Origin of the sequence: Cellulophaga sp. BC115SP (genome assembly GCF_009905545.1) — a bacterium.
In the GTDB taxonomy this organism is placed as follows: Bacteria; Bacteroidota; Bacteroidia; order Cytophagales; family Spirosomataceae; genus Flectobacillus; species Flectobacillus rivi.
In genome coordinates this window covers 1-21,733 of the sequence record NZ_JAAALB010000047.1, presented here as the reverse complement: position 1 = coordinate 21,733, position 21,733 = coordinate 1, and the positions used below count along the sequence as shown (strand labels likewise).

Below are 21,733 nucleotides of genomic sequence, written 5' to 3'. Positions count from 1 at the left end.
CTAACCATTCTTTTGCAGTACAAATTCTAAATCAACTTCAAATAACAAACAACAATGAAAAAATTATTTTACTTAATCACCTTTTGCCTTACGAGCTGGGCTAGTCTAGCTCAAAAAACACAACAGAATGAAGCATTCGCCCATACATTTTCGATAGTAGCACGCGACCCTCAAACGGGTGATATGGCGGTTGGTGTTCAAAGTCATTGGTTTAGTGTTGGGACAACGGTGTCATGGGCTGAGGCAGGCGTTGGAGCTATTGCTACTCAAAGTTTTGTAAACAAATCTTTTGGCATTAGAGGATTATCGTTGCTGAAGTCTGGAAAAACAGCTCAAGAAACACTGGATATACTACTATCTGATGACGCAGGAAAGGAAGTACGTCAGGTTGGAATTGTTGATCAAAAAGGAAATGTGGCTGTACATACTGGCAAAAATTGTGTGGATTATGCAGGTCATGTAAAGGGGACTCAGTTTTCAGTACAAAGTAATATGATGCTTACAGATAAAGTACCTGCTGCCATGGCAAAAGCTTTTGAATCAAGTGCTAATTTACCGCTTGCCGAAAGAGTTTTAAAAGCAATGGAAGCCGCTCAAGCTGTAGGAGGAGATATCCGTGGAAAACAATCTGCTGCATTATTAGTGGTAAACGCAACAGACACAGGAAAACCTTGGGATGACAACCATAAAGTGGATTTACGGGTCGATGACCACGCTTTACCACTTGTCGAGTTAGCGCGATTGTTGAAAGTTCAACGAGCTTATGAGCACATGAATGAGGGAGATTTGGCAGTGGAAAAAAACGATATGAAAAAAGCGATGGAGGAGTACGGAGCAGCGATGAAAATGTTTCCCAATAATTTAGAAATGCAATATTGGACAGCTATAGCTCTGGCCAATAGTCATCAAACATTGAAAGCAAGTGCGATGCTAAAAAAGATTTATGCAAAGGATACTAACTGGTTAGAAATGACTAAAAGACTCCCTAAAGTAGGGCTTTTGACTGTTTCAGAAAAAGAATTTCAACAGCTTTTAAAACGTTAGTTTTGTCCGAATACTCAATTTTATATACTAATATCTATTGTTTATCCTTTATAGAAGTGGAGTTGTTGAAGTCCTTACTTAGATACAGTTCCACTCGATTAGCTTTTGTACATTTTTAATTTTATTGCTTATAACATCTTACTTTTATGAAAACTAAATTCTTATTATTAGCTCTCGTATTTGCCTTAGTATCTACAATCAGTTACCGCTCTAGTGCACAATTATACAAGTCAGCTTTGGGCTTGCGTTTGGGAGCTGCCAATGGTATCACTTTCAAAACATTTGTAAACAAAAATGCTGCCTTTGAAGCCATTGGTACTTTCCGCTATCGTGGATTTGGTCTAACAGGTTTGTATGAAGTTCATGGAAGAGCCTTCAATTCAAGAGATTTCAACTGGTTTATTGGTGGCGGTGGCCACGTTTATACATGGGGCGACGACAGACCAAGCTGGTTGACTGGCGATAAACGTACGGTATTGGGTTTAGATGGTATTCTGGGTTTGGAAGGTAAAGTACGAACAATCCCTCTGGCGATAAGTTTAGACTGGAAACCTACAGTGAACATTATCAACTATTCTGGATTTTGGGGCGATGAGTTTGCTTTATCTTTCAGATATACGTTTTAAAAAGCAAAGTACTTTATTGTAATTCCTCCTCAATGCTTTGTTGAAGAGCTTTGATTTTTACAATGATATCTTCGTAAAAATTCAAGACAAACATTCTATTTCTTTTGATTCTGTAAAGGTCAAGAAGTAGAATGTTTTTTTGTTTGGTAGTAAGAACAATCGGGCTATTAATACCTCTTACTACACCTTTGGTATCAAAAATCAAGTTTTCAGCAAAACAGTCATTAAATTTAGCATAGTAGTTTTTATGAAATTGTAATTCTGAATATTCCTCTTCTAATTTTCTAATAGAATTATAGTCGTTTTCATAGAGAGAAAGTATTTGAAACCTAAGAGAATCATTATCGATAATTTCTAATCCTTTCGACTTAAGTGTTTGATAACCAGAAGAGTTTTGGGTTGAAATGAAGTCGCGAAACAATCTAAAATAGTAAACATTGGTCGAGTCATGATTGATAGGTAGTGATAGGATAGCTTTTTGAAAGAAGGTAGTAGCTTCTATTCCCTCTTTATGTCCCAACATATTGAGCTCCATATCCTGAATATCCTGTTTTAAACCATTATTAATTTCCGATAAAATCTTGATTTCGACATACTTATCTTTCCGTGTTTCGTTCCAACTATCGAGTGCAAAGGCTGCAAAAACACCAATGAAGATAGATAGAAATTCAAATCCAAATTTTTTGATAGCGTCAATAGATATAATATTTTTCATAAAATGATTTGATTCAGAGCTTGAATGAAGGTATTAGTTGCGAATATTACGAGATATATCGCTTATAAACAACAGGAGGCACGAGCTTTTATCGTGCCTCCTGTTGTTTATGGAAATATTAAGTTCTGGGCTTTTTAATTTAGTTTACTACGTATTTCCCATCTGAGGCAATAGTCACTTTAGGGAGTTTATGAGTAGTTTCGAAGTACTGATACCCTGGTTTTAGCCAAGACCAAAATTCGATTAAGTCTTTGTTTGAACTAAATTCTTGTTTTAAAGCATTGTAATTGTCGTCACTCAATTTTGTAGGAAAAATATGCACAGGAATATCATTACCGCTATTTTTTGCTTTAATCGCAAACAAATATAGTTCGTTGATAAGCTCGTCACCGACAGGAATACAACCAATGGTCAAACAAGAACCATGAATGAAAATATTGTCGCCTGGGTTTACAGGGTCAGCAAATTTCAAGTCAGAAGCATTAGGATAACCTACCCGAAAGGATAAAATATATTCGCTTTGAGGATTGAACGCATTTACGGTATAAAAACCTTCTGGCATTTGTCTGTCACCAGAACGGCGTTTAGGTCCTAATACGCCTGTAGTGGCACAAAAATCATAGGTTTTAGCTAAAGTGTACTGTGCACTTTCTTGGTTTTTAACCCAAACTTCAAGGATTCGCTCTTTTTTAAATGCACGAATAAACATATCATACTTTTGTGTATTGATACCTTTTGATTTTAATAAATCCTCCACAGCCTTTCCTTTGAGTTTGACAGCTTCTCGCACACGAGGAAACTGTAATTGTTTAGCGTAAAAAGAAGGATTTGTCTGAGCAAAACCTCCGAAGCCTAAAAGTGTAATAAAGGCTAGGAAAATGTGTTTCATGGTTCGGATTGAATATTAAAGGTTCAAATAAATTTAAAAGTCAATTAGTAAGCTTATGACGTGTTTATGTGTGAAAGTCTCATAAACAAGGTACAAAAAAGTGTGCAAAAGTCAAGGAAGGGATAGAATTCCTTTTATGCCAAATTTAATAGTTGCAATCAGATTTTCTGAAAAATATTTTATTGAATTGACCATATAGCGTAACTTTCCAGCTTCAAAATGGAATCCTATACACAACAATGATTACAGCCTCTTATTTGAAAAGTACCTTGTCGGAAGAATTTCCTCCGCAAGATTGTAATATATTTCTGAAAGCACTTTGGTATGATGCAAAGGGCGATTGGGAATCTGCACACGAAATAGCTCAGTCAAACGAAGGAAGTCAACCCTATGACCGCTTACACGCCTATCTGCATCGTAAGGAAGGCGACAATTGGAATGCCAACTATTGGTACTCACGTGCCAAGTCCAAAATGCCGTCCTATTCATTAGAAAAAGAATGGGAAAACTTAGTGGTTGAACTACAACGATAGATTTAATTTTTAATTACGACTTACAAATGACGAAAATTACCAAATATATAGAGGAAGCAAAAGGGAAAACACTTTTCTCAATTGAGATTATTCCACCTGTAAAAGGTGAAAGTATTCAAACATTGATGAATAATATTGAGCCTTTGATGGAGTTTCAGCCTCCTTTTATCGAAGTTACCTATCACCGAGAAGAATTTATTGAGAAGGTCATCAATGGAAGAATCGAGAAAATCCCTACTCGTAAACGCCCGGGAACGGTCGGAATCTGTGCTTCTATTATGAACAGATTCAAGGTAGATGCTGTGCCACACGTGATTTGTGGAGGATTTACGCAGGAAGAAACCGAAGACTTTTTGTTTGACTTACACTATATCGGTATCGATAATGTATTGGTGCTACGTGGCGACCCTGTGAAAGGCAATGCTGCCTTTGTGCCAGAAAAAGGAGGTCATGCTTACGCTAGTGAATTACTTGAGCAAGTTGTAAGTATGAATCAAGGAAAGCTTTTGCATGAGGAAACCGAAAGTGCGCCAACAAACTTTTGTATTGGTGTGGCAGGTTATCCCGAAAAGCATTTTGAAGCTCCCAATTTCCAAGTCGACTTTGAGTATTTGAGAAGAAAAGTTGCATTAGGAGCTGATTATATCGTCACTCAAATGTTTTTTGACAATCAAAAGTATTTTGATTTTGTGAAAAAATGCCGTGAAGAAGGAATCAACGTTCCTATTATTCCAGGACTTAAACCTTTGGCAACTCGTAAGCAGTTGACAGTATTGCCGAGAATATTTCATTTGGATATTCCGATTGATTTAGTGAATGCGGTAAATGCCTGTAAATCGGATAAAGATGTCAAACAAGTGGGTATCGAATGGTGTATTCAACAATGTAAAGAGTTGATGGATTTTGGTGCGCCGATTTTACATTTTTACACCATGTCAAAATCAGAAAGTACTCAAAAAATTGCTCAAGCAATTTTTTAAAAATAGCAAATAAAAACTAAAGGAAAGGTAGGCTTCTTGGAGCCTGCCTCTTTTTTTTAATGCTAATTCATAAAAGAAAAGCGGTTTTCAAAACCATTTAAACAGTTTCATCGTGAATTACTCAAAGAATCCAAGTTACTTGCTTATTTTTGAGACAATAGAATCTAAATTCATTGCAAAATTCCTATAAGAGATAATTGTCATACATGGTAATACATTTACAATCCTTCATACGATTTATAGTACAAAAGAGAAAAATATTTCTTGGACTGGCTTTGCTGACTTTTGGCTTGGCCTTTTTAGTCTATTTTTTAAGTGAAAAGGGACCCGTAAGCGCCACCGAGGATAAGTACTTGTATGACGTTCAGCAAAAGGTACAGGAAGAGGTAAATGTTTCGCAGGAAGATTTACGAAAAATAATCGCTACGCTACAAACATTAGGACCTAAGCCACAATTCTCTCAATTTGCTTTTCAGGCGTCACATCCATATTTTATTTTCAAGAACCACGAACTGATTTATTGGTCAGACTCAAGATTTGTCCCTGAATATGAAAAAGTAAGAGGAACTTATACGGCTCGTTCTTTTGAAATAGACAGGAATAAATTTGTGGTAAATCATGGGCAAACAGGCGAGTATGAAATATTTTCACTAATAGAACTATTTCGCTTATACGAATCAGAGACCAATCATCTGAAGTCTACCTATAACCCTGCTATTTTTTCGATTGACCCACAAAATTTAAGTGTAGAAAAGTCTAATAATCCACACTTAAATATCCATACCGAAGATCAGATATTCTTATTTGTTGTTACACCGCCTAAGGCGGATAGCTTAAAAAATCAATCCATTCCTGTCAATGTGATTGTGCTTGGTGTATTAGGGCTGTTTTTATTGACAGTATTTGTGTTGAGTGTGATTTGGGTATTCAATCACGAGCATCAATATGAAAAAGCCTTTGTGCTTTTGGGTGTTTTTTTATTGGGTTTGAGAGGGGTAATGTTGTTTTATTCCTTGCCGTTTATTTTCTATGAAAGTAACTTGTTCAATCCCAAATTTTATGCGTCATCTGCTGTTGTACCTTCTCTAGGTGATTTAATGCTCAATTTGATTGTAGTGTTTTTCTTATTGTTATACTTGGTGAATTATTACTACAAAATGAAATTTTATCTTTGGGTAATGCACGTTTCGCAAAGTCTAAAAATAACCATTGCTAGCATTCTTGTCTTTTTGAGTTTCTATATTTACAAAAGCCTCTATTTTGTTTTAGTCAATATATATATCTTTTCTCAGTACCGACTAGACCTATCCTTAAGTATTGATTTTTGGGACAGACCCCTCAAAACTTCTTGTATTGGTATCTTTTTGCTGGTGAGCTTAGTGTATTTCCTGGCAACGCATGTGCTCATAAATTTGTTTATCAAGCTTTTGCGTTTGACAAAACCACTGATTTACATGGGCTTATTGTTTGTGGTATCCTTGCTTTGTATGGTGTTTTGGGCTTTGCTGTTGGACATCGGAATAGGTGTATTGAGCTTGCATGGGTTGTATATTGGGCTGATTTGTTGGATGCAGTTTCCTCGTTATCTCTATACTTTTAGATACCAAACTACGATTTATTTCTTTTCGGCATCGATTATTTGTGCGGCTATGGCTACCAATGTAGTCTATAAGCAGGCCATTCGGAGAGACTTGGTCATGAAACAACAATTAGGGAAAAAGTACTTGGCCGAAAACGATGAGATAGGGGAGTTTCTATTGAGCAAACTTATTACCCAAGTTAAAGAAGATACAGCCCTATTGAAAATTGCACGAAAAGCTGTTTTGCCACGAGAAGAAGTACAGAATTACTTCAAAAAATCTCTGTTAGACAACTATTTTGATTACTATGATGTGGAAATATCCGTATTTGACCCATCAGGCAATTCACTATCTAACGTAGATGGCTCTTCAAGTTATGCTATGTATGAAAAAGAGTATAACAAGCCTAAATATAAAACCAATTATCCTGACTTGTTTTTTATCAACGAACCGCGCAATGGGTTTGTAAAGCAATATGTTGAGTTTATTCCTTTGGCAACCAATTTTGATGAAAAAGTAGGGTATATCGTTTTGGATCTTCGAGAAAGAGATGGTATCACAAAAGATGCCTTTTCTGATTTGACAACGTCGGATGGTTCTCAGTTGGAACTTGGTAACTTTAGTTTTGCCGTATATGAAAATGGACATATCGTCAATTCTGGTGGAAAGGGGTATAATTATGAGCGTAAAATGCCTTTGTCTATCCTGAATAACCCTCTCTTATTTACCGAAGGACTTACCAACAGCGGCTACAAACACTTAGGTGTAACAGGTAAAAACAATCGAAAGATTATTGTTTCTTCCGAAGAAATGACTCCTTCTGGGTTATATTCTAACTTTTCATTCTTGTTTTTAGTGTTAGTTGTCACTATTATTTGTGTGATGCTACTGTATTCGGTTAGATATGGTTTTACCCGCATGAATGTAAGTTTGGCAACTAAAATACAAATTTATTTGAATGTTGCGTTTTTGCTTCCGCTGATATTAGTGGTAGGGATAACCCTGAGTATTATTGGAACAAAATTGGCCGAAAGTCAATCGCAGTCATATTTGAGTCAGACCGAAAATGTCAGTATTAGCGTTTGGCCAGCGGTGGAAAAATATGCTCAAGGCAAAATGAGTGAAGAGTTCCTATCTGATACCTTGACAAAAATTGTTTCGAATAGTAAGAAGTTCGTCAGCATTTTTGATACAACAGGAAAGTTATTAGCAACCAATAAAAACTTAATCTATCAAACTAACATGGTTTCAAAATACTTGAATCCATTGGCTTATACCAAGTTGATAGAAGAAAAAGAACTAAAAGTAAGTTTGAGTGAACAATTGGGTAATCTAACATTTACCAATTCATTTCTAGGTATGCGCTCCAACGAAGGTCGCTTATTAGGTATTATCAGTATTCCTTTTTATGACGCAAAAGTGTGGTATGAGAAAGAAGTAAGTGCTGTAATCGGTTCGTTATTAAATGCCTTTACTACCATTTTTGTAATCTTGTTACTCTTGTCATTCTTTGCTTCGAATGCTCTTACTGTTCCATTACGGATTATTACGAATAAACTACGGAAAATAGATTTGAGTAAAACCAATGAAGCATTGAGTTGGCGTTCGGACGATGAAATAGGCGTTTTGATAAAAGCGTATAATCAAATGCTTATCAAGTTGGAGGAGTCAAAAATTGCTTTGGCAGATTCAAATAAGCAGTCGGCGTGGCAACAAATGGCAAAACAGGTAGCGCACGAAATCAAGAACCCTTTGACGCCAATGAAGTTATCTTTGCAATTATTGCAACATAAGCTTTCACGTGGGGTAACGATTGATGCTGTTCAAATAAAAGACCAAATAGATTCATTAACAGGTCAGATAGATAATCTATCATACATTGCCAACTCTTTCTCAGATTTTGCTCGAATGCCTATTCCTAAGAAGGAAGTCTTTGACATAGTGGCAGAAGCAACTATGGTGATTAATTTATTCTTAGAGGATAAAACTATTCGCTTGATTAAGGATATTCCTGCCAATTCGATTTACGTGGTAGGCGATAGACATCTTACGGGGAATATTATCAAAAATTTGATTGTAAATGCGATTCAATCAGTGCCTTCACATCGTAGTCCGATTATTACGGTACGTCTCATAAGAGGAATCGAGGCTATAACGTTTAGTGTAACCGATAACGGTATAGGTATCCCTGAAGAAGACCGTAGTAAAATTTTTATGCTTGATTTTAGTACGAAGGAACAAGGCTCTGGTGTAGGACTTGCCTTAGCAAAATGGGTTGTTGATAATGCCAAAGGTAGCATTTGGTTCGAGACGCAAACTAGCTCAGGTTCAACATTCTACTTTACCTTGCCTTTGAATCAATAATACGATCTATAAAAATAAAAAGCGGTCGGAGTTAATCTCCGACCGCTTTTTATTTTTCATCATCCAACTTTACATGGCCCCAGTTTTCACCAGAACGAATGCGATTGAGTTGAGTGTGAGTGATGCCAAATTGCTTTGCAATCATTTTCAGACGGTTTTTGTCTGAGCGAAGCATCTTTTTAATCATCAAAACCTTACTTTCTGTGAGCTTATAGTTTTTAGTTCTTCTTGGAATTACTTTGTCTCTCACGGCTGGATTGTCACGATTATGAATGGTCATTTCATCACGTGTTACCCATTTCAAATTTTCCCAGTGGTTGTTAAGCTTGTCGTGATCAAGGTGGACGACAAATTTCTTTTCATCTGAGTCTTTTTTCAAGAAGAACTCAGCTACAAGTTTATGTACATAGCGATTTAAAGACTTATTGCCTTTTGCTCTGATATTCAAAGACTTATATCCTTGTATTTTGGAGCCAGCAATAATTTCGCCATTTACAGGGTCATTTTGGAAACTTTTAAGTCTTCCATAGTTGGATACCTGATAACGAGGAGGATTTTCTACTTCAGTGAACGGAATATCCACCCATTTCTCGTTCCAGAAACTACTGATTTTGTTGATTTTCAACGCTGTTTTCTTTTCTGTCATGGGTGTAAAGATTAAGGATTATACAAATAACATGGACTAAACCTATTGTGTAATTGGTTTGTTTCTAATCAATTAAATTTTATAAAGTAAGTAACGTAATTAATATGATTTATAGGGTAACGTCTTGAAGCTTAGGGTGTATGCTACTCATCTAGTGCAACTAGTAAACCTCATGTAATAACCTTAAATCAAGCATTGTCAATGATAATTGATTTATTGTAGCGAGCAATCCAACAATAAGATTACGAGAGTTTGTCATTTTATCGGGTTAGGTCTAATCAAATATAGCACTTTAGGATAACTATAAAATCAGTGATTTTGTTTCAAGCAATTCGTCATAAATATAACGAACTGCTTGAGTAAATATATTAAAAAGAGAATTAAAAATTACTTATAATTTAAAAATCTTACATTCTCCTGCCAATAGACTATTAACGATAAACACATCATTTGATTGCATAATATTTTGCAATGGTGATGCAAAAGTTGAAAAAATATTTTTGAGTTCTGTACCGTTTAATGCTCCTTTTAGCTCAATAGCTGTAATATCTTGCTCAATATCTAGATTTGCAAGAAATACGTAGTCGGTATCTCCCTTAATTTTCCAAGCAATTACCTTATGTTGATTTTCTACTGATGGGCTAATCAACCACTGTATTTTTTGATGAAGAATACCTGGCATTAGTTGATCAGCGATTGTTTTTATTTGCTCTAAATTATGGAATAATTCTCCATTTTTACCCCAAATGTATGGACCATGGGTCGCTTTTGGTCCTTCATCGAGCTGGAAAACATATAGTTTGGTATAATTTTCGTTTGGAGCAGGTATAGGATGCGGGTCGCGCTGTTCATAACCTAAGCTCATGTACGATGGCATATCTGTTAAAAAGAATGCCAGAAAAAGACGCAACTCGTTTCCTTTAAGATAAAATTCATCAAAACGCGGATCGTCTTTGTCTGCGGTCATGATGGTAAAATTAGGCGCAAAACTGCGAGTTTGTGCCAATTCATGATAACGTGCAAATTCTGCAATAAATCGTGCTGAGCCTACGACCATCGACTGCAAGTCGCCAAGGGTAGAGTCAGTATCTGAGCCTTCCAAATGCTCTTCTTCGATGCCATAAGCCATTTCGTTAGGTGGAGCCAAGAAACTTTCAGCAAAATATCCAAACGAAGGTTTATGTTGACGAATAAAGTGTTTGATATATTTATGAATATCGTAATACAAATCAGGGTTACTAGGCGTACCTTCTGGACGCATCTGCACGTGTGACATATCGCCTCTCATAAAATCAAAATTGAAATCGAGTGCAAAAGATAAGTAACGATTAGCTACATACTCCCAAACTTCTATACGTGGTTTTTCAAAATCAATTTCCCAGTCAGCATTATTGTTTTTAGCCTCATGAAGTTTAAATCTACCTAACGGACCAAAGACACGAGACATATTTTGTGGTTTCGCAATCACATAGTCACGCCATACTCTACCATCTTCATCAACAGTCTTTGCATCGTCGTGTGGGTCTACTACCAAACCACGATAGGGTGGAGCCATAGTGGCAGGCACAGGCTCATAACCTTCTTCAAACAAATAGCTTATAAACTGATTACGGCGTCCGTTTCGTCCCCAAAGGTCTTTTTTCTGACCAAATAATACTAAAATTCTATCTGATTCACTGATTTGAGAATTATCAAAAAAAGCCTCCACATTGTCTGGATAAGGCATTTCTACCGAAGCTCCTACATGTTGTAAGAACTCAAAAATACGCTCTTGAACTTTTAGATGTAGATTTTCTTCATGGTTTAAAATCTCAAATTCTTTTCGTTGCAACCATTCAAAATACTGAGGATTGGCAAGCGCAATTTCCGAATAACGGTCGGTATGCGGAATCACATCCATACCCACTGTTTTTCCTAAGGCATGAAGTATGTTGACTACCACTTTTAATTGCTTTTCGACAGTATCCAAATGAGGATAATAGCTTGCCAACTCGGCATCATAAAACTCTGGATTGATATTCCACCCAGCCATACCATACAAACTTGCTACCACGCCGCATTCCCAAATTGGCAACAAGTGAATTGAAGATTGCGAAGCAGGCAGCGTGAGAGAATACTTTACTACATTCCAAAAACTCTGAATCGTTCGAACATTGATACCGACCATATTTACCGTTTTGAGCCATTGTCCATCGGGTAATGATTTAACTGGGCTATCTACGGTATTGTTGGGGTTAATGGCTTGATAGAAAGTTGCTTGCCCTAGCTTTCGTTCTAGCAAATAAGCTATTTGGGCGGTTGGAATCTTAACCGCCAATTCGGGCAAAAGATGTGGTATGAATTGGCTTTGCCCATTGAGATAGGGCGCAATTAAGTGCTGCTGATTGTTTGCCCAAAGCTGGCAAAAACCATCATGTGTATCTGGGATGTTCATAGATTAATATAAAAATGGATAATGGAACGTAACAAATGTCAGCAATACTGAAACTATTAGTTCTCTTAAATTTGTTTTAAAAGTAAACAAATTCTTGAAAATTACATATTTTTTGCCTTTGATATTACTTTAAGTAGTAGAGTAAGCAAATGATATATAAATACTTATGGCAAAAAAAACATTAGTGATTGGCGCAACGACCAATACTGCAAGATATGCCTACATCGCAACCAATATGCTTTTGAATCACGGACACGAAGTAGCGCTTTTAGGAATAAAAAAAGGAGAGGTGGCTTCTATTCCTATCCAAAATGGTTTTCCAGCATTGGAAAATATTGATACAGTTACCATGTATATCGGACCACAACATCAGGCAGAATATTATGATTATATTCTGGGCTTGCATCCCAAACGAATTGTATTTAATCCTGGTACAGAAAACCCTGAGTTTGAGACTTTGGCACAAAGTAAAGGAATAGACGTAGAAGAAGCTTGTACTTTGGTATTACTCTCAACAGGACAGTACTAATTTGAAAATGTGCTAATTTGAAAATTTGAAGATTTGAAAATGTGCTAATTGGGAAATTTAATGATAATTGAAAGGATTGATAAAAAATATGAGGTTGTTTAGCTCTATTTATCGACCTTATTCTCTATCTACGAAACATTTTCAAATCTTCAAATTGATTAGTCTTCAAATTAACTAATCTTCAAATTAAATAACTACCACCTAATTAAAGCAGAACCCCATGTAAAGCCACTACCAAAGGCAGCTAGACATACCAAGTTCCCGTCTTTAATTTTACCCATTTCCCAAGCTTCACTTAAAGCAATTGGGATGGATGCTGCGGTGGTATTACCATATTTTTGGATATTATTCATCACTTTTTCTTCTGGCAAGCTCATTTGTTGGCGCACATATTCCGAAATACGAAGATTAGCTTGATGTGGTACTAATAGGTCAATATCTTCAGGAGATAAATTATTTTTTTCCAAGGCCTCTTTAATTACTTCTGGAAAACGAACTACGGCGTGTTTGAACACCATATTTCCATTCATAATCACTTCTCCAGTGTTTTTATCTTCGAATAAATCATCATAAAAACGCTTTGGACGGCTACTGCCAGGGTCTTTTACATACAAATCTTCGGCATACGTTCCATCGGCGTGTAAGTGTGTTGAAAGAATTCTATGCGATGAGTCGGTAGTGGCTTGTACTACCGCAGCACCTGCACCATCTCCAAAAATTACAGCAACGCCTCGACCTTCTGTCGAGTGATTGAGAAAAGTGGATTGTATTTCGGCACCAATGACCAAAATGTTTTTATACATCCCCGAACGAATAAATTGGTCGGCAGTTGAAAGCGCATATATAAATCCCGAACATTGATCACGAATATCTAGGACTCCAATGTTTTGCATACCCAAATTACGTTGCAATACAAAGCCTGGTCCAGGGAAATAGTAGTCGGGAGTAATTGTAGCGTAAACAATAAAATCAATTTCTTGAGGCGTCAATCCTGCTCGTTCAATCGCAATTTTAGCGGCTTCGGTAGCCATTGAGGCATTAGTGTCCTTTCCATAAGTAAAATAGCGACGTTCTTTAATACCAGTTCGCTCGGTAATCCAAGCATCGTTGGTATCCATGATGCTTTCGAGGTATTGATTTGAAATGATATTTTCAGGAACATAATGTCCTAGTCCAGCAATTTTTGAATAATACATATTTTTGCCAAGTGAATTAGTTTGTTGTTGATATGAATGAAAAATAGCAAGAGCGTATTCTTATTTCGAAAATCTTATCTTCTCAATTTTTATTAATATTTTGTGTAAAAGTATGAAAAAATTATCTTTTTCAGTGGTAGTGCTTGTTTAAACAAAAAGTATTAGAAATCCATCATACCTAAAATATAAAGAGCTTCTTTCAAACTTTTGTTTAAAAGAAGCTCTTTTCATGATTTTGGGAATAGTTACTTTTTCTCTCCCATCAAATTATCAGCAATCGAAATCAAAATATAGATAAAGATAACCAACGGAATTGCAACAAACTTGAAGACCAAAATTAGGGCTAAAGAAAGTATTAAAAAGATATATTTAACCTGATTGGATTTCCAATCAAAGTTCTTGAATTTCAAGGCAAAGAGCGGTAGCTCGGCTACCAATAAGTACGACATTACAATTGAATAAATAATCAAAACATTGTAATTGAGCACATATTCACGGTATTCGGGATGATACACCAAAATTAATGGCAACGACGCCACTACCATACCATTGGCTGGTGTAGGCACTCCAATGAAGGAATGACTTTGACGGGTATCTACATTAAATTTGGCCAATCGTAATGCCGAGAACACTGCTAGAGCAAAAGCAATATAGGGTTTATAAAAACCAAATAATCCTACTGTACAAGTACCTGTTGTGCAACTTCCTTCAATCAATTTGAGCATGATAAAGGCTGGCAAAACACCAAAAGTTACCATATCTGCTAAAGAGTCTAACTCTTTACCGATAGGAGATTGTGCATTGACCAAGCGAGCGATAAAACCATCGAGCCAGTCACAAACTAATGCCACACCAATAAGGATTGAAGGCAAAATTAATTTATCGGGCTGATCAATAAAATCAGGCGTGGAAAGAACAATATTTAACCCAAAAATTCCACAAAGTAAATTTCCACATGTGAGAGCATTAGGGATATGATTTTTGATTGAAAACATGCTATGTTGTGCTTAAAGTCTGACAAATGGATTATTTTTTTTCTCAAAACCAATTGTCGTACTTGATCCATGGCCAGGGTAAACTACGGTTTGGTCGGGAAGGGTGTAAAGTTTTGTTTTGATACTTTTTTCTAAATCTGCGAAGCTACATAAAGGTAAGTCAGTACGCCCTACGCTACCTTTAAATAATACATCACCCCCAATCACAAAGTTTTGCTCTTGGGCATAGAACACTACATGCCCAGGCGCGTGTCCTGGCGTAAAGAAAACCTGTAAGGTACTATTTCCAAAGCTTATGTCTTTACCTTCCTCCAAATACTCATCTACTGAAGAATGTTCGTAGGCAGGAAATCCCCAGAAAGCTGCTCTATCAGGTGCTGAGTTTAATACTGGAAGATCTTTTTCGTGTAAAAAATAGCTAATGTTATAGTTTCTTTTGATGAAAGCATTACCCAAAATATGGTCAATATGAGCATGTGTATTGAGTAGCTTGACTGGTTTTAACTTTTTCTCTGAAATAAAATCTGTCAATGCCTTACGTTCCTCATACACGTGACAACCCGGATCAATGATGACACATTCTTTGGTTTCATCCCATAAAATGTAGGTGTTTTCTTGGAAAGGATTAAATGTAAATATTTCTATCTGAATCATTTTCTTGTAAGAATAAGTCTATATCGACAAAGTTATAAAAATTAAGTAAAACGAAGTTATTAGTTAACAGTATATCAGTGATTTGAATAAACACCTAAGTTAGTGCGCAAAATAGAATATAATTTTTGTGCTTTAGGCTTTCAGGTATCGGCTTTCGGCGGTGGGCTTTGGAAAAAAGCATGACTGTGGTTATTAAAAAACATTTTAACACTCTTAGCCTAGTGCCTGTTGCCTAGTGCCTAAACACATAACTTAAATCTTATTTTGCACTCATACTTACCTATCCATCAAGCGCTCATCAAAAACATGGTTGGTTTTTTGTGCAAATCGGGCTTTTGTTTTTTCCATTCTGAAATAGTTTTGGTTTGGATAAACTCATCCTCAGCACTTACATTACTCGCAATACAAAGCTTGATATTGCCTTGACAAGTTTGTAAAATATCCTCCAAAAATTGATTATTACGGAATGGTGTTTCCATAAATATCTGTGTTTGGAGTTTCTGAGCACTTTTTTCTAAGTTTTTCAAAACCTTTTGTCTTTCAATTTTATCAATGGGCAAATACCCATGAAAGACAAAAGATTGTCCTGAGAAACCAGATGCCATCAAGCCCAATAGGATAGAGGATGGTCCGACTAAGGGACATACTTTTATTCCTAATTCGTGTGCTATTTGTACTGCTACAGCGCCAGGGTCGGCTACGCCAGGACAGCCTGCCTCGGACATTACGCCAATTGTGGCATCGGCTGGAATTTGTTTAAAATAAGAACGAACTTTATCAGAAGTGGTATCTTTATCTAATTCGAAAAATACTAGCTCATCAATGACTTTACTTAGTTTGAGTTCGCTAATACATCTACGAGCTGTTCTGATATTTTCTACAAAATAATAATTTGTTTGTTTGACTACCTCCAATATTTGTGGTGCCAATACCTGCTGAGCGGTATTGGGTGCCAGCGTAGTTGGAATAAGATATAAGGTCATATACTCGCTATTGTACAAATTCTCTGGTGATTCTGATAAATTCTTGTGGATTGTCGGCCTGTATCCAGTGACCAGCACCCTCTACCGTAACTAACTCATAATTGGGGAAAATTTCCCAAATACGACGTTCATCTTCTGGTTGGATATAGTGTGATTCGGAGCCACGAACAAATAATGCAGGCTGGTCTACCACGTGCTCGTTATTTAATTCATGTCCAACAACATCGATATTCTTGGTGATAACAGGGACATTAATACGCCAATCAAATTGATTTCCTTTTTCTGGATTTCTCCAAAGGTTTTTAATCAAAAACTGACGAACTCCTTCTTTTTCCTCAAAGCGTTTTAATATCTCGTTGGCTTCGGTGCGGCTTGTAAGATTCGGGAGATCAACAGCGGCAAGCCCTTGCAAAATCATGTGGTGATGAACTGGATAAAATTTGGGTGCAATATCAACTACCATCATTTTTGAAAATGAATCTGGATAATTGAGCGCAAACTGCATAACAGTTTTTCCACCCATTGAGTGACCGATAATTACTGGATTCTCGATTTGGTGATCGTCGATAAATTCTTTTAAGTCGGCAGACATTACTTCGTAATTGAACTCGTCACTTCTTGGTGACTGACCATGATTACGCTGGTCGACCATATATACCTGATATGTATCGGCCAAAACTTTTCCGATGGTAAGCCAGTTGTCTGACGAACCAAAAATACCATGAAGAATAATAATTGCTTGGCCAGTTTCGCCAGCTTTTCTATAATATAGTTTCATTTTTGAATATGAGAGCTGTCTACTAAATGTACATTCCAAATAAAAAGCGTTTATCTGCTAAAATCTAAGAAGGAATGTTATTTGTTTTTTTCTGCAAAGATACGACTTACCTCGACAGGGTAATCAGTAATCATTATATCTAATTGCATAGTTTGAGCTAAATTTAGATAAAATGAAGGCTCAAAAGGACTAGGGTGATTCTTAGCGTTTTCGCTACAATCAGCCATAAGCCGAATACCTTTAGCTTTTAGTGCCGAAATAAGGGATATAGGAGTTTGAGGATTGACATAGGCAATTAGCTGTTTGAAATTAGGCTGAAAAGCTTGGATACTGTTCCAATCATCTTCATTTCTAATTAATGCAGATATATGTGTAGTAGGTGAAAGTTGAAAAACCTCCTTGGTATCTTCGGGTTTGAAAGTAAGAAAAAGTACTCTCGCCTCGAGTTTGTATTGGTGTACAGCATCGTACACTTTTTTCCATAAGCCACCTTTTACATCGAGCATTAGCCATGCGTTTGGATGATTTTTGAGCCAAACCAACATCTCATCGAAGGTGGGGATAGGTATTTTTGTAATATCACCTTGACTATTTTTTAAAAAAGTTTTTGAAAGTAACGAGTCACTAGATGTTTTGAGGAGTCCTGTTGCCGTTGTTGTTCTCTCGAGACTTGTATCGTGCAAGATAAATAGAGAACCATTGAGGCTTTCTCGAATGTCTAACTCAAGAATAATAGGGGAGGAACTGGTATTTTTATAAGTATGGTTAAAAAGTGTGGGACTATTTTCAGGAATATTTTGATAAAATCCTCCACGATGTCCACAGATTTTGAGATTCTGTGTAAAACTTTTTATGCTACTAAATAGTAGTATAATGGAAGTAATCAGGAAAATAAAATTTCGAGCAGTATTCATTCCTCAAAAGATTTTTAAAAGGGTTTGTTGAAAAGATTTAGGAAGCCGTAGAAAATGAAATAAAATTTAGATTAGGTCATCTTTAAAATTGACTTGACTAGTAGCAAATTTAAAACCTTTATCATGAAATATAGGTATATACATCAATTTTAAAGAATCTTTAAAAAATACTAATCTTATAGATTAACAAAATCTACTTGCTTTAGAATTCCTTTAGTTAAACTGTTTGTATAAAAATTAGTATTATTTTAAGAGGTCTGATGGCCGAAACTTATAAATCAGTATCTTACAGTAAGGAAATTTACATTCAGTTAATTTTCGAATTTTGTTGTTACTAATTTTTTGTTGTTATTTTGTAGCCAAATCATCCATTCAGTTTCTAACTAAATTCCAAATTCACTATGTTGAAAAGAATCTTTACCACTAACGTAGTTTTGACATTGCTTTTTGCGATTGCTGCTACTATTTCAAGTGTACAGGTTTTTGCACAGGTTACATCTTCATCAATTTCTGGTATTGTTACTGATAAGAAAGGTGAAGCACTTCCTGGAGCAAGTGTAATTGCTGTACACACCCCTTCTGGTACACGCTATGGTGTATCAACAAACGCATCAGGTCGCTATACTCTTCCAGGGGTACGTGTTGGCGGTCCTTTTACAATTAAAGTAACATTTGTAGGTTACAAAGAACAAGTAAGAGAAAACTTATTTACAACTCTCGGTACTGCAACTAACGCCAGCTTCACAATGGATGAAGATGGTGGAAAGCAATTGGATGAAGTAGTTGTAAAAACTTCTCGTTCAGATGTATTTAGTTCTGGTCGTACAGGTGCAGCTGCAACCTTTGGTACTGGTGCTATTAACAGTTTGCCTACCATTGGTCGTACAATCGATGATATTACTAAATACAATGCTTACAGTAATGGTCGTTCTTTTGGTGGTCAAGATAGCCGCTTCAACAACTTTACTATTGACGGTTCTGTATTCAACAACGGATTTGGTTTAGGTAGCTCTTCACAAGCGGGTGGTCGTACAGGTACAACGGCTGTATCTTTAGATGCTATCGAGCAAGTACAAGTAAACATCGCTCCATTTGACGTTCGTCAATCTGGTTTTGCTGGTGCTGGTATCAACGCAGTAACTCGCTCAGGTACTAACGAATTTACTGGTTCTGCATACCATATTTTTAGAGGTAGCAATCTTGTAGGTAAAAAAGCTGATGGTAGAGATTTACCGACTGTAAATATTGATGAGAAAACTACAGGTTTCAGAGTTGGTGGTCCAATCATTAAAGATAAATTGTTCTTCTTCGCTAACTACGAAAACTTCAAAAGTTCAACGCCTGCATTGAGCTGGTCAGCAAACCGTGCTGGAGCTACTGGTAACGTATCACGTGTTACAGCTGCTGATTTGCAAGATTTGAGTAGCTTTATGAAAACCAACTTCGGTTGGGATGGAGGTGCCATCGATAACTTCAACAACGATGTAACTTCTGCAAAAGCATTGATTCGTTTGGATTATAACATCAACAACAACCACAAATTGTCTGTTCGTTACTCTCACCATGATTCTCAATCTGGTTCTATCATCAGTAACTCAAACTCAAGTAACACTGCTGGTAATGGTAACAGAACTAACTCTGCTCTTGCATTATCGATGCAAAACACTGGTTATGTAATTCAAGATAACACTCGTTCAATTGTTGCTGAATTAAACTCTACGTTCAATAGCAAGTTTGCTAACAACTTTATTGCAACTTACAACAAACAAACTGAAGACCGTGTTCAACAAAGTTTGTTTCCAACAATTGACATCTTGAAAGATGGTTCTACTTATACTTCTTTAGGTATGGATCCATTTACGCCAAATAACAAGTTGAACTATTCTACTTTGAATTTAACAAACAACTTGTCTTATTATGCGGGTAACCACACATTGACATTAGGTCTTGCTTACGAATACTTCACATCAAATAACGTATTCTTCCCATCTTCAAACGGTGTTTGGGTATATAACTCAATTGATGATTTCAAAACTGCTGCTTTAGCTTACAAAGCTAATCCAAACTTGACTACATCTCCTGTGCCTATCGCTCGTTTCAACTACAGATATTCATTGTTGCCTAACGGAGAAGAGCCACTTCAAACTTTGAAGATTTCTACTTATTCTGCATACGTACAAGACGAATTCCAAGTTAACGATCGTTTGAAATTGACAGGTGGTGTGCGTTTCGATATTTTCAGCTATGATAACTCAACTTCAGCTTCATTCTACAACCCTGTTGTTGCTGGTTTGACTTACAAAGATGAGAACGGTGCTAACTTGAAAGTAAACACTGGTGCATTCCCAACTGCAAAATTGTTAGTTTCTCCACGTATCGGATTTAACTACGATGTTAAAGGTGATAAAACTACTCAAATTCGTGGTGGTACAGGTATCTTCGTTTCTCGTATTCCTCAAGTATTGGTTTCAAACCAATTGGGTAATAACGGTGTAAACACTGCTTTGATTAGCCCTACAACAGCTGCTGACAGATTGAAATATCCATTTACTTTGGACCCTAGCATTTACAAGCCGACTACTACAGATATTACTAAATTGCCTGCTTATGTAGTAAATGCTTCTAAAGAAGATTTGGAAAACCCAATGATTTGGAAGTCAAACATCGCGATTGACCAGAAATTACCATTAGGTTTGATTGGTACAGTTGAAGCTATCTATAACAAGAATATCAACGCATTGCGTTATATCGATGCTAACTTGAATGCTCCTACTACCAAATTCACAGGTGTTGATACTCGTGACAGATTCACTGGTACAAGATTTATCAACAGTGCTACTACTAACGTTTTTGTTCTTTCTAATACAGACAAAGGTGAGTCTTACTCATTTACTGCTAAATTAGAAAAACCAACTACAGATGGTTTCGGTGGTATGTTGGGTTATACTTATGCAGTTGCAAAAGACCTTCAATCAGTTGGTTCAACTGTTCAAGCTAACATTCCTACAGTTGCTGGTCAAAACTACTTAACTGCTGCTTACTCTGATAACGATTTGCGTCACCGTATTGTAGGTTATGTAAACTACCGTTTGAACTACGGTGGTAAAATGGGTGGTTCTACAATGTTTACTTTAGGTATGGTATCTAACAGTGGATTTAGACAATCTTATACATTTGGTAACGACTTCAACAACGATGGTCAAATCAATGACTTGATCTTTGTTCCAAACAAAGGTTCGGATTTGAACTTTGTTAACCAAACAATCAGTGGTCGTGTTTATACTGGTGCTGAGCAAGCAGCTGCATTTGATGCATTCATCGAAGGTAACGACTACTTGAAAACTCGTCGTGGTCAGTATGCTGAACGTAACGGTGGATACTCTCCTTGGTTGACTCGTTTTGACTTTACAGTTGAACAAGATTTCTATGTAAAAACTGGTAAAAATAAGAAAAACATCATCCGTTTGCGTGCTGATATCTTGAACGTAGGTAACTTAATTGATAACAAATGGGGTGTAGGTTGGGTTGCTACTAACTTGAACCCATTGAGAGCAACTGTTGCTACAGACGGTTCTGTAACTTATACATTAGGTACTCAAGTAGTACAAGATGCTACTGGAGCTAACCAAACTATTTTGTTGCGTGACTCATTTGTTAAGAGTATCAACGTAAACAACGTATGGCAAGCACAATTCGGTATTCGTTATATCTTCGAATAGTAGAATATTTGACGACTTAACACACAAAAAATCCCGCCTCACAAGGGCGGGATTTTTATTTGCAGTAGGGTTAAATAGGCTTCCCTTGAAAATTACTTTTTCCTGCGAAGGCCTACAAAAAATCCACTCAAATACGGGTGGATTTTTTATTTTA

General features: G+C 36.5%; 17 protein-coding genes. 7 read left to right on the top strand and 10 right to left on the bottom strand.

The genetic code is table 11. The annotated features are described in order from the left end of the window. Positions 1–54 precede the first annotated feature (54 nt). Entirely contained in the window at positions 55–1,044 is a 990-nt protein-coding gene (locus GVN22_RS22750) for a DUF1028 domain-containing protein (protein WP_166553311.1), read from the top strand. Between the two features lie 146 nt (positions 1,045–1,190). Beyond that, the gene (locus tag GVN22_RS22745; RefSeq protein WP_166553310.1) at positions 1,191–1,670 is read left to right on the top strand and encodes a hypothetical protein; all 480 of its coding nucleotides are present in this window, start codon (positions 1,191–1,193) and stop codon (positions 1,668–1,670) included. 13 nt (positions 1,671–1,683) lie between these two features. Here the strand turns inward: GVN22_RS22745 and GVN22_RS22740 are convergent, their stop codons facing one another. Together GVN22_RS22740 and GVN22_RS22735 are read right to left on the bottom strand one after the other, a co-directional pair. Further along, on the bottom strand, positions 1,684–2,385 hold the full coding sequence (locus tag GVN22_RS22740) for a DUF6090 family protein (RefSeq protein WP_166553309.1): 702 nt from the start codon (positions 2,383–2,385) through the stop codon (positions 1,684–1,686). Positions 2,386–2,524: 139 nt separating this feature from the next. Continuing rightward, complete coding sequence (locus tag GVN22_RS22735) at positions 2,525–3,274, bottom strand: murein L,D-transpeptidase family protein (protein WP_166553308.1); 750 nt, start codon at positions 3,272–3,274, stop codon at positions 2,525–2,527. A gap of 239 nt (positions 3,275–3,513) precedes the next feature. Here GVN22_RS22735 and GVN22_RS22730 point away from each other — a divergent pair, with 239 nt between their 5' ends. The 3 genes from GVN22_RS22730 to GVN22_RS22720 all read left to right on the top strand — a co-directional run bounded on the left by GVN22_RS22730 (position 3,514) and on the right by GVN22_RS22720 (position 8,731). Then, positions 3,514–3,807 carry a hypothetical protein gene (locus GVN22_RS22730; protein ID WP_095160318.1) on the top strand — a complete coding sequence of 98 codons (294 nt, stop codon included), beginning with the start codon at positions 3,514–3,516 and terminating at the stop codon, positions 3,805–3,807. A gap of 26 nt (positions 3,808–3,833) precedes the next feature. After that, on the top strand, positions 3,834–4,787 hold the full coding sequence (gene metF, locus GVN22_RS22725) for a methylenetetrahydrofolate reductase [NAD(P)H] (RefSeq protein ID WP_166553307.1): 954 nt from the start codon (positions 3,834–3,836) through the stop codon (positions 4,785–4,787). A gap of 206 nt (positions 4,788–4,993) precedes the next feature. Continuing rightward, a complete protein-coding gene (locus GVN22_RS22720; RefSeq protein WP_166553306.1) occupies positions 4,994–8,731 on the top strand; it encodes a HAMP domain-containing sensor histidine kinase in 3,738 nt (1,245 codons plus the stop codon). A 49-nt stretch (positions 8,732–8,780) separates the two neighbouring features. Here the strand turns inward: GVN22_RS22720 and GVN22_RS22715 are convergent, their stop codons facing one another. Together GVN22_RS22715 and GVN22_RS22710 are read right to left on the bottom strand one after the other, a co-directional pair. Further along, on the bottom strand, positions 8,781–9,377 hold the full coding sequence (locus tag GVN22_RS22715; RefSeq protein WP_166553305.1) for an NUMOD4 domain-containing protein: 597 nt from the start codon (positions 9,375–9,377) through the stop codon (positions 8,781–8,783). 391 nt (positions 9,378–9,768) lie between these two features. Next, positions 9,769–11,811, bottom strand: coding sequence for a hypothetical protein (locus GVN22_RS22710; RefSeq protein ID WP_166553304.1), 2,043 nt, complete (start codon positions 11,809–11,811; stop codon positions 9,769–9,771). Between the two features lie 166 nt (positions 11,812–11,977). Here GVN22_RS22710 and GVN22_RS22705 point away from each other — a divergent pair, with 166 nt between their 5' ends. After that, positions 11,978–12,340, top strand: a complete 363-nt coding sequence (locus tag GVN22_RS22705) for a CoA-binding protein (protein WP_166553303.1) — start codon at positions 11,978–11,980, stop codon at positions 12,338–12,340. Positions 12,341–12,534: 194 nt separating this feature from the next. On the opposite strand, the gene GVN22_RS22700 is transcribed toward GVN22_RS22705, so the two are convergent. The 6 genes from GVN22_RS22700 to GVN22_RS22675 form a co-directional block, all read right to left on the bottom strand. After that, entirely contained in the window at positions 12,535–13,536 is a 1,002-nt protein-coding gene (locus tag GVN22_RS22700) for a beta-ketoacyl-ACP synthase III (protein ID WP_166553302.1), read from the bottom strand. Positions 13,537–13,781: 245 nt separating this feature from the next. After that, entirely contained in the window at positions 13,782–14,531 is a 750-nt protein-coding gene (locus GVN22_RS22695) for a phosphatidylcholine/phosphatidylserine synthase (RefSeq protein WP_166553301.1), read from the bottom strand. A gap of 12 nt (positions 14,532–14,543) precedes the next feature. After that, positions 14,544–15,185 (bottom strand): MBL fold metallo-hydrolase, encoded by a 642-nt coding sequence (locus tag GVN22_RS22690; protein WP_166553300.1) that lies wholly within the window; start codon positions 15,183–15,185, stop codon positions 14,544–14,546. 287 nt (positions 15,186–15,472) lie between these two features. Further along, a complete protein-coding gene (locus GVN22_RS22685; RefSeq protein ID WP_166553299.1) occupies positions 15,473–16,168 on the bottom strand; it encodes an SAM-dependent methyltransferase in 696 nt (231 codons plus the stop codon). A 7-nt stretch (positions 16,169–16,175) separates the two neighbouring features. Next, entirely contained in the window at positions 16,176–16,946 is a 771-nt protein-coding gene (locus tag GVN22_RS22680) for an alpha/beta fold hydrolase (RefSeq protein WP_166553298.1), read from the bottom strand. A gap of 77 nt (positions 16,947–17,023) precedes the next feature. Continuing rightward, positions 17,024–17,860, bottom strand: coding sequence for a glycerophosphodiester phosphodiesterase family protein (locus GVN22_RS22675; RefSeq protein WP_166553297.1), 837 nt, complete (start codon positions 17,858–17,860; stop codon positions 17,024–17,026). A 401-nt stretch (positions 17,861–18,261) separates the two neighbouring features. Between GVN22_RS22675 and GVN22_RS22670 the strand changes: the two genes are divergently transcribed. Then, a complete protein-coding gene (locus tag GVN22_RS22670) occupies positions 18,262–21,579 on the top strand; it encodes a TonB-dependent receptor domain-containing protein (RefSeq protein ID WP_166553296.1) in 3,318 nt (1,105 codons plus the stop codon). Positions 21,580–21,733: the final 154 nt, after the last annotated feature.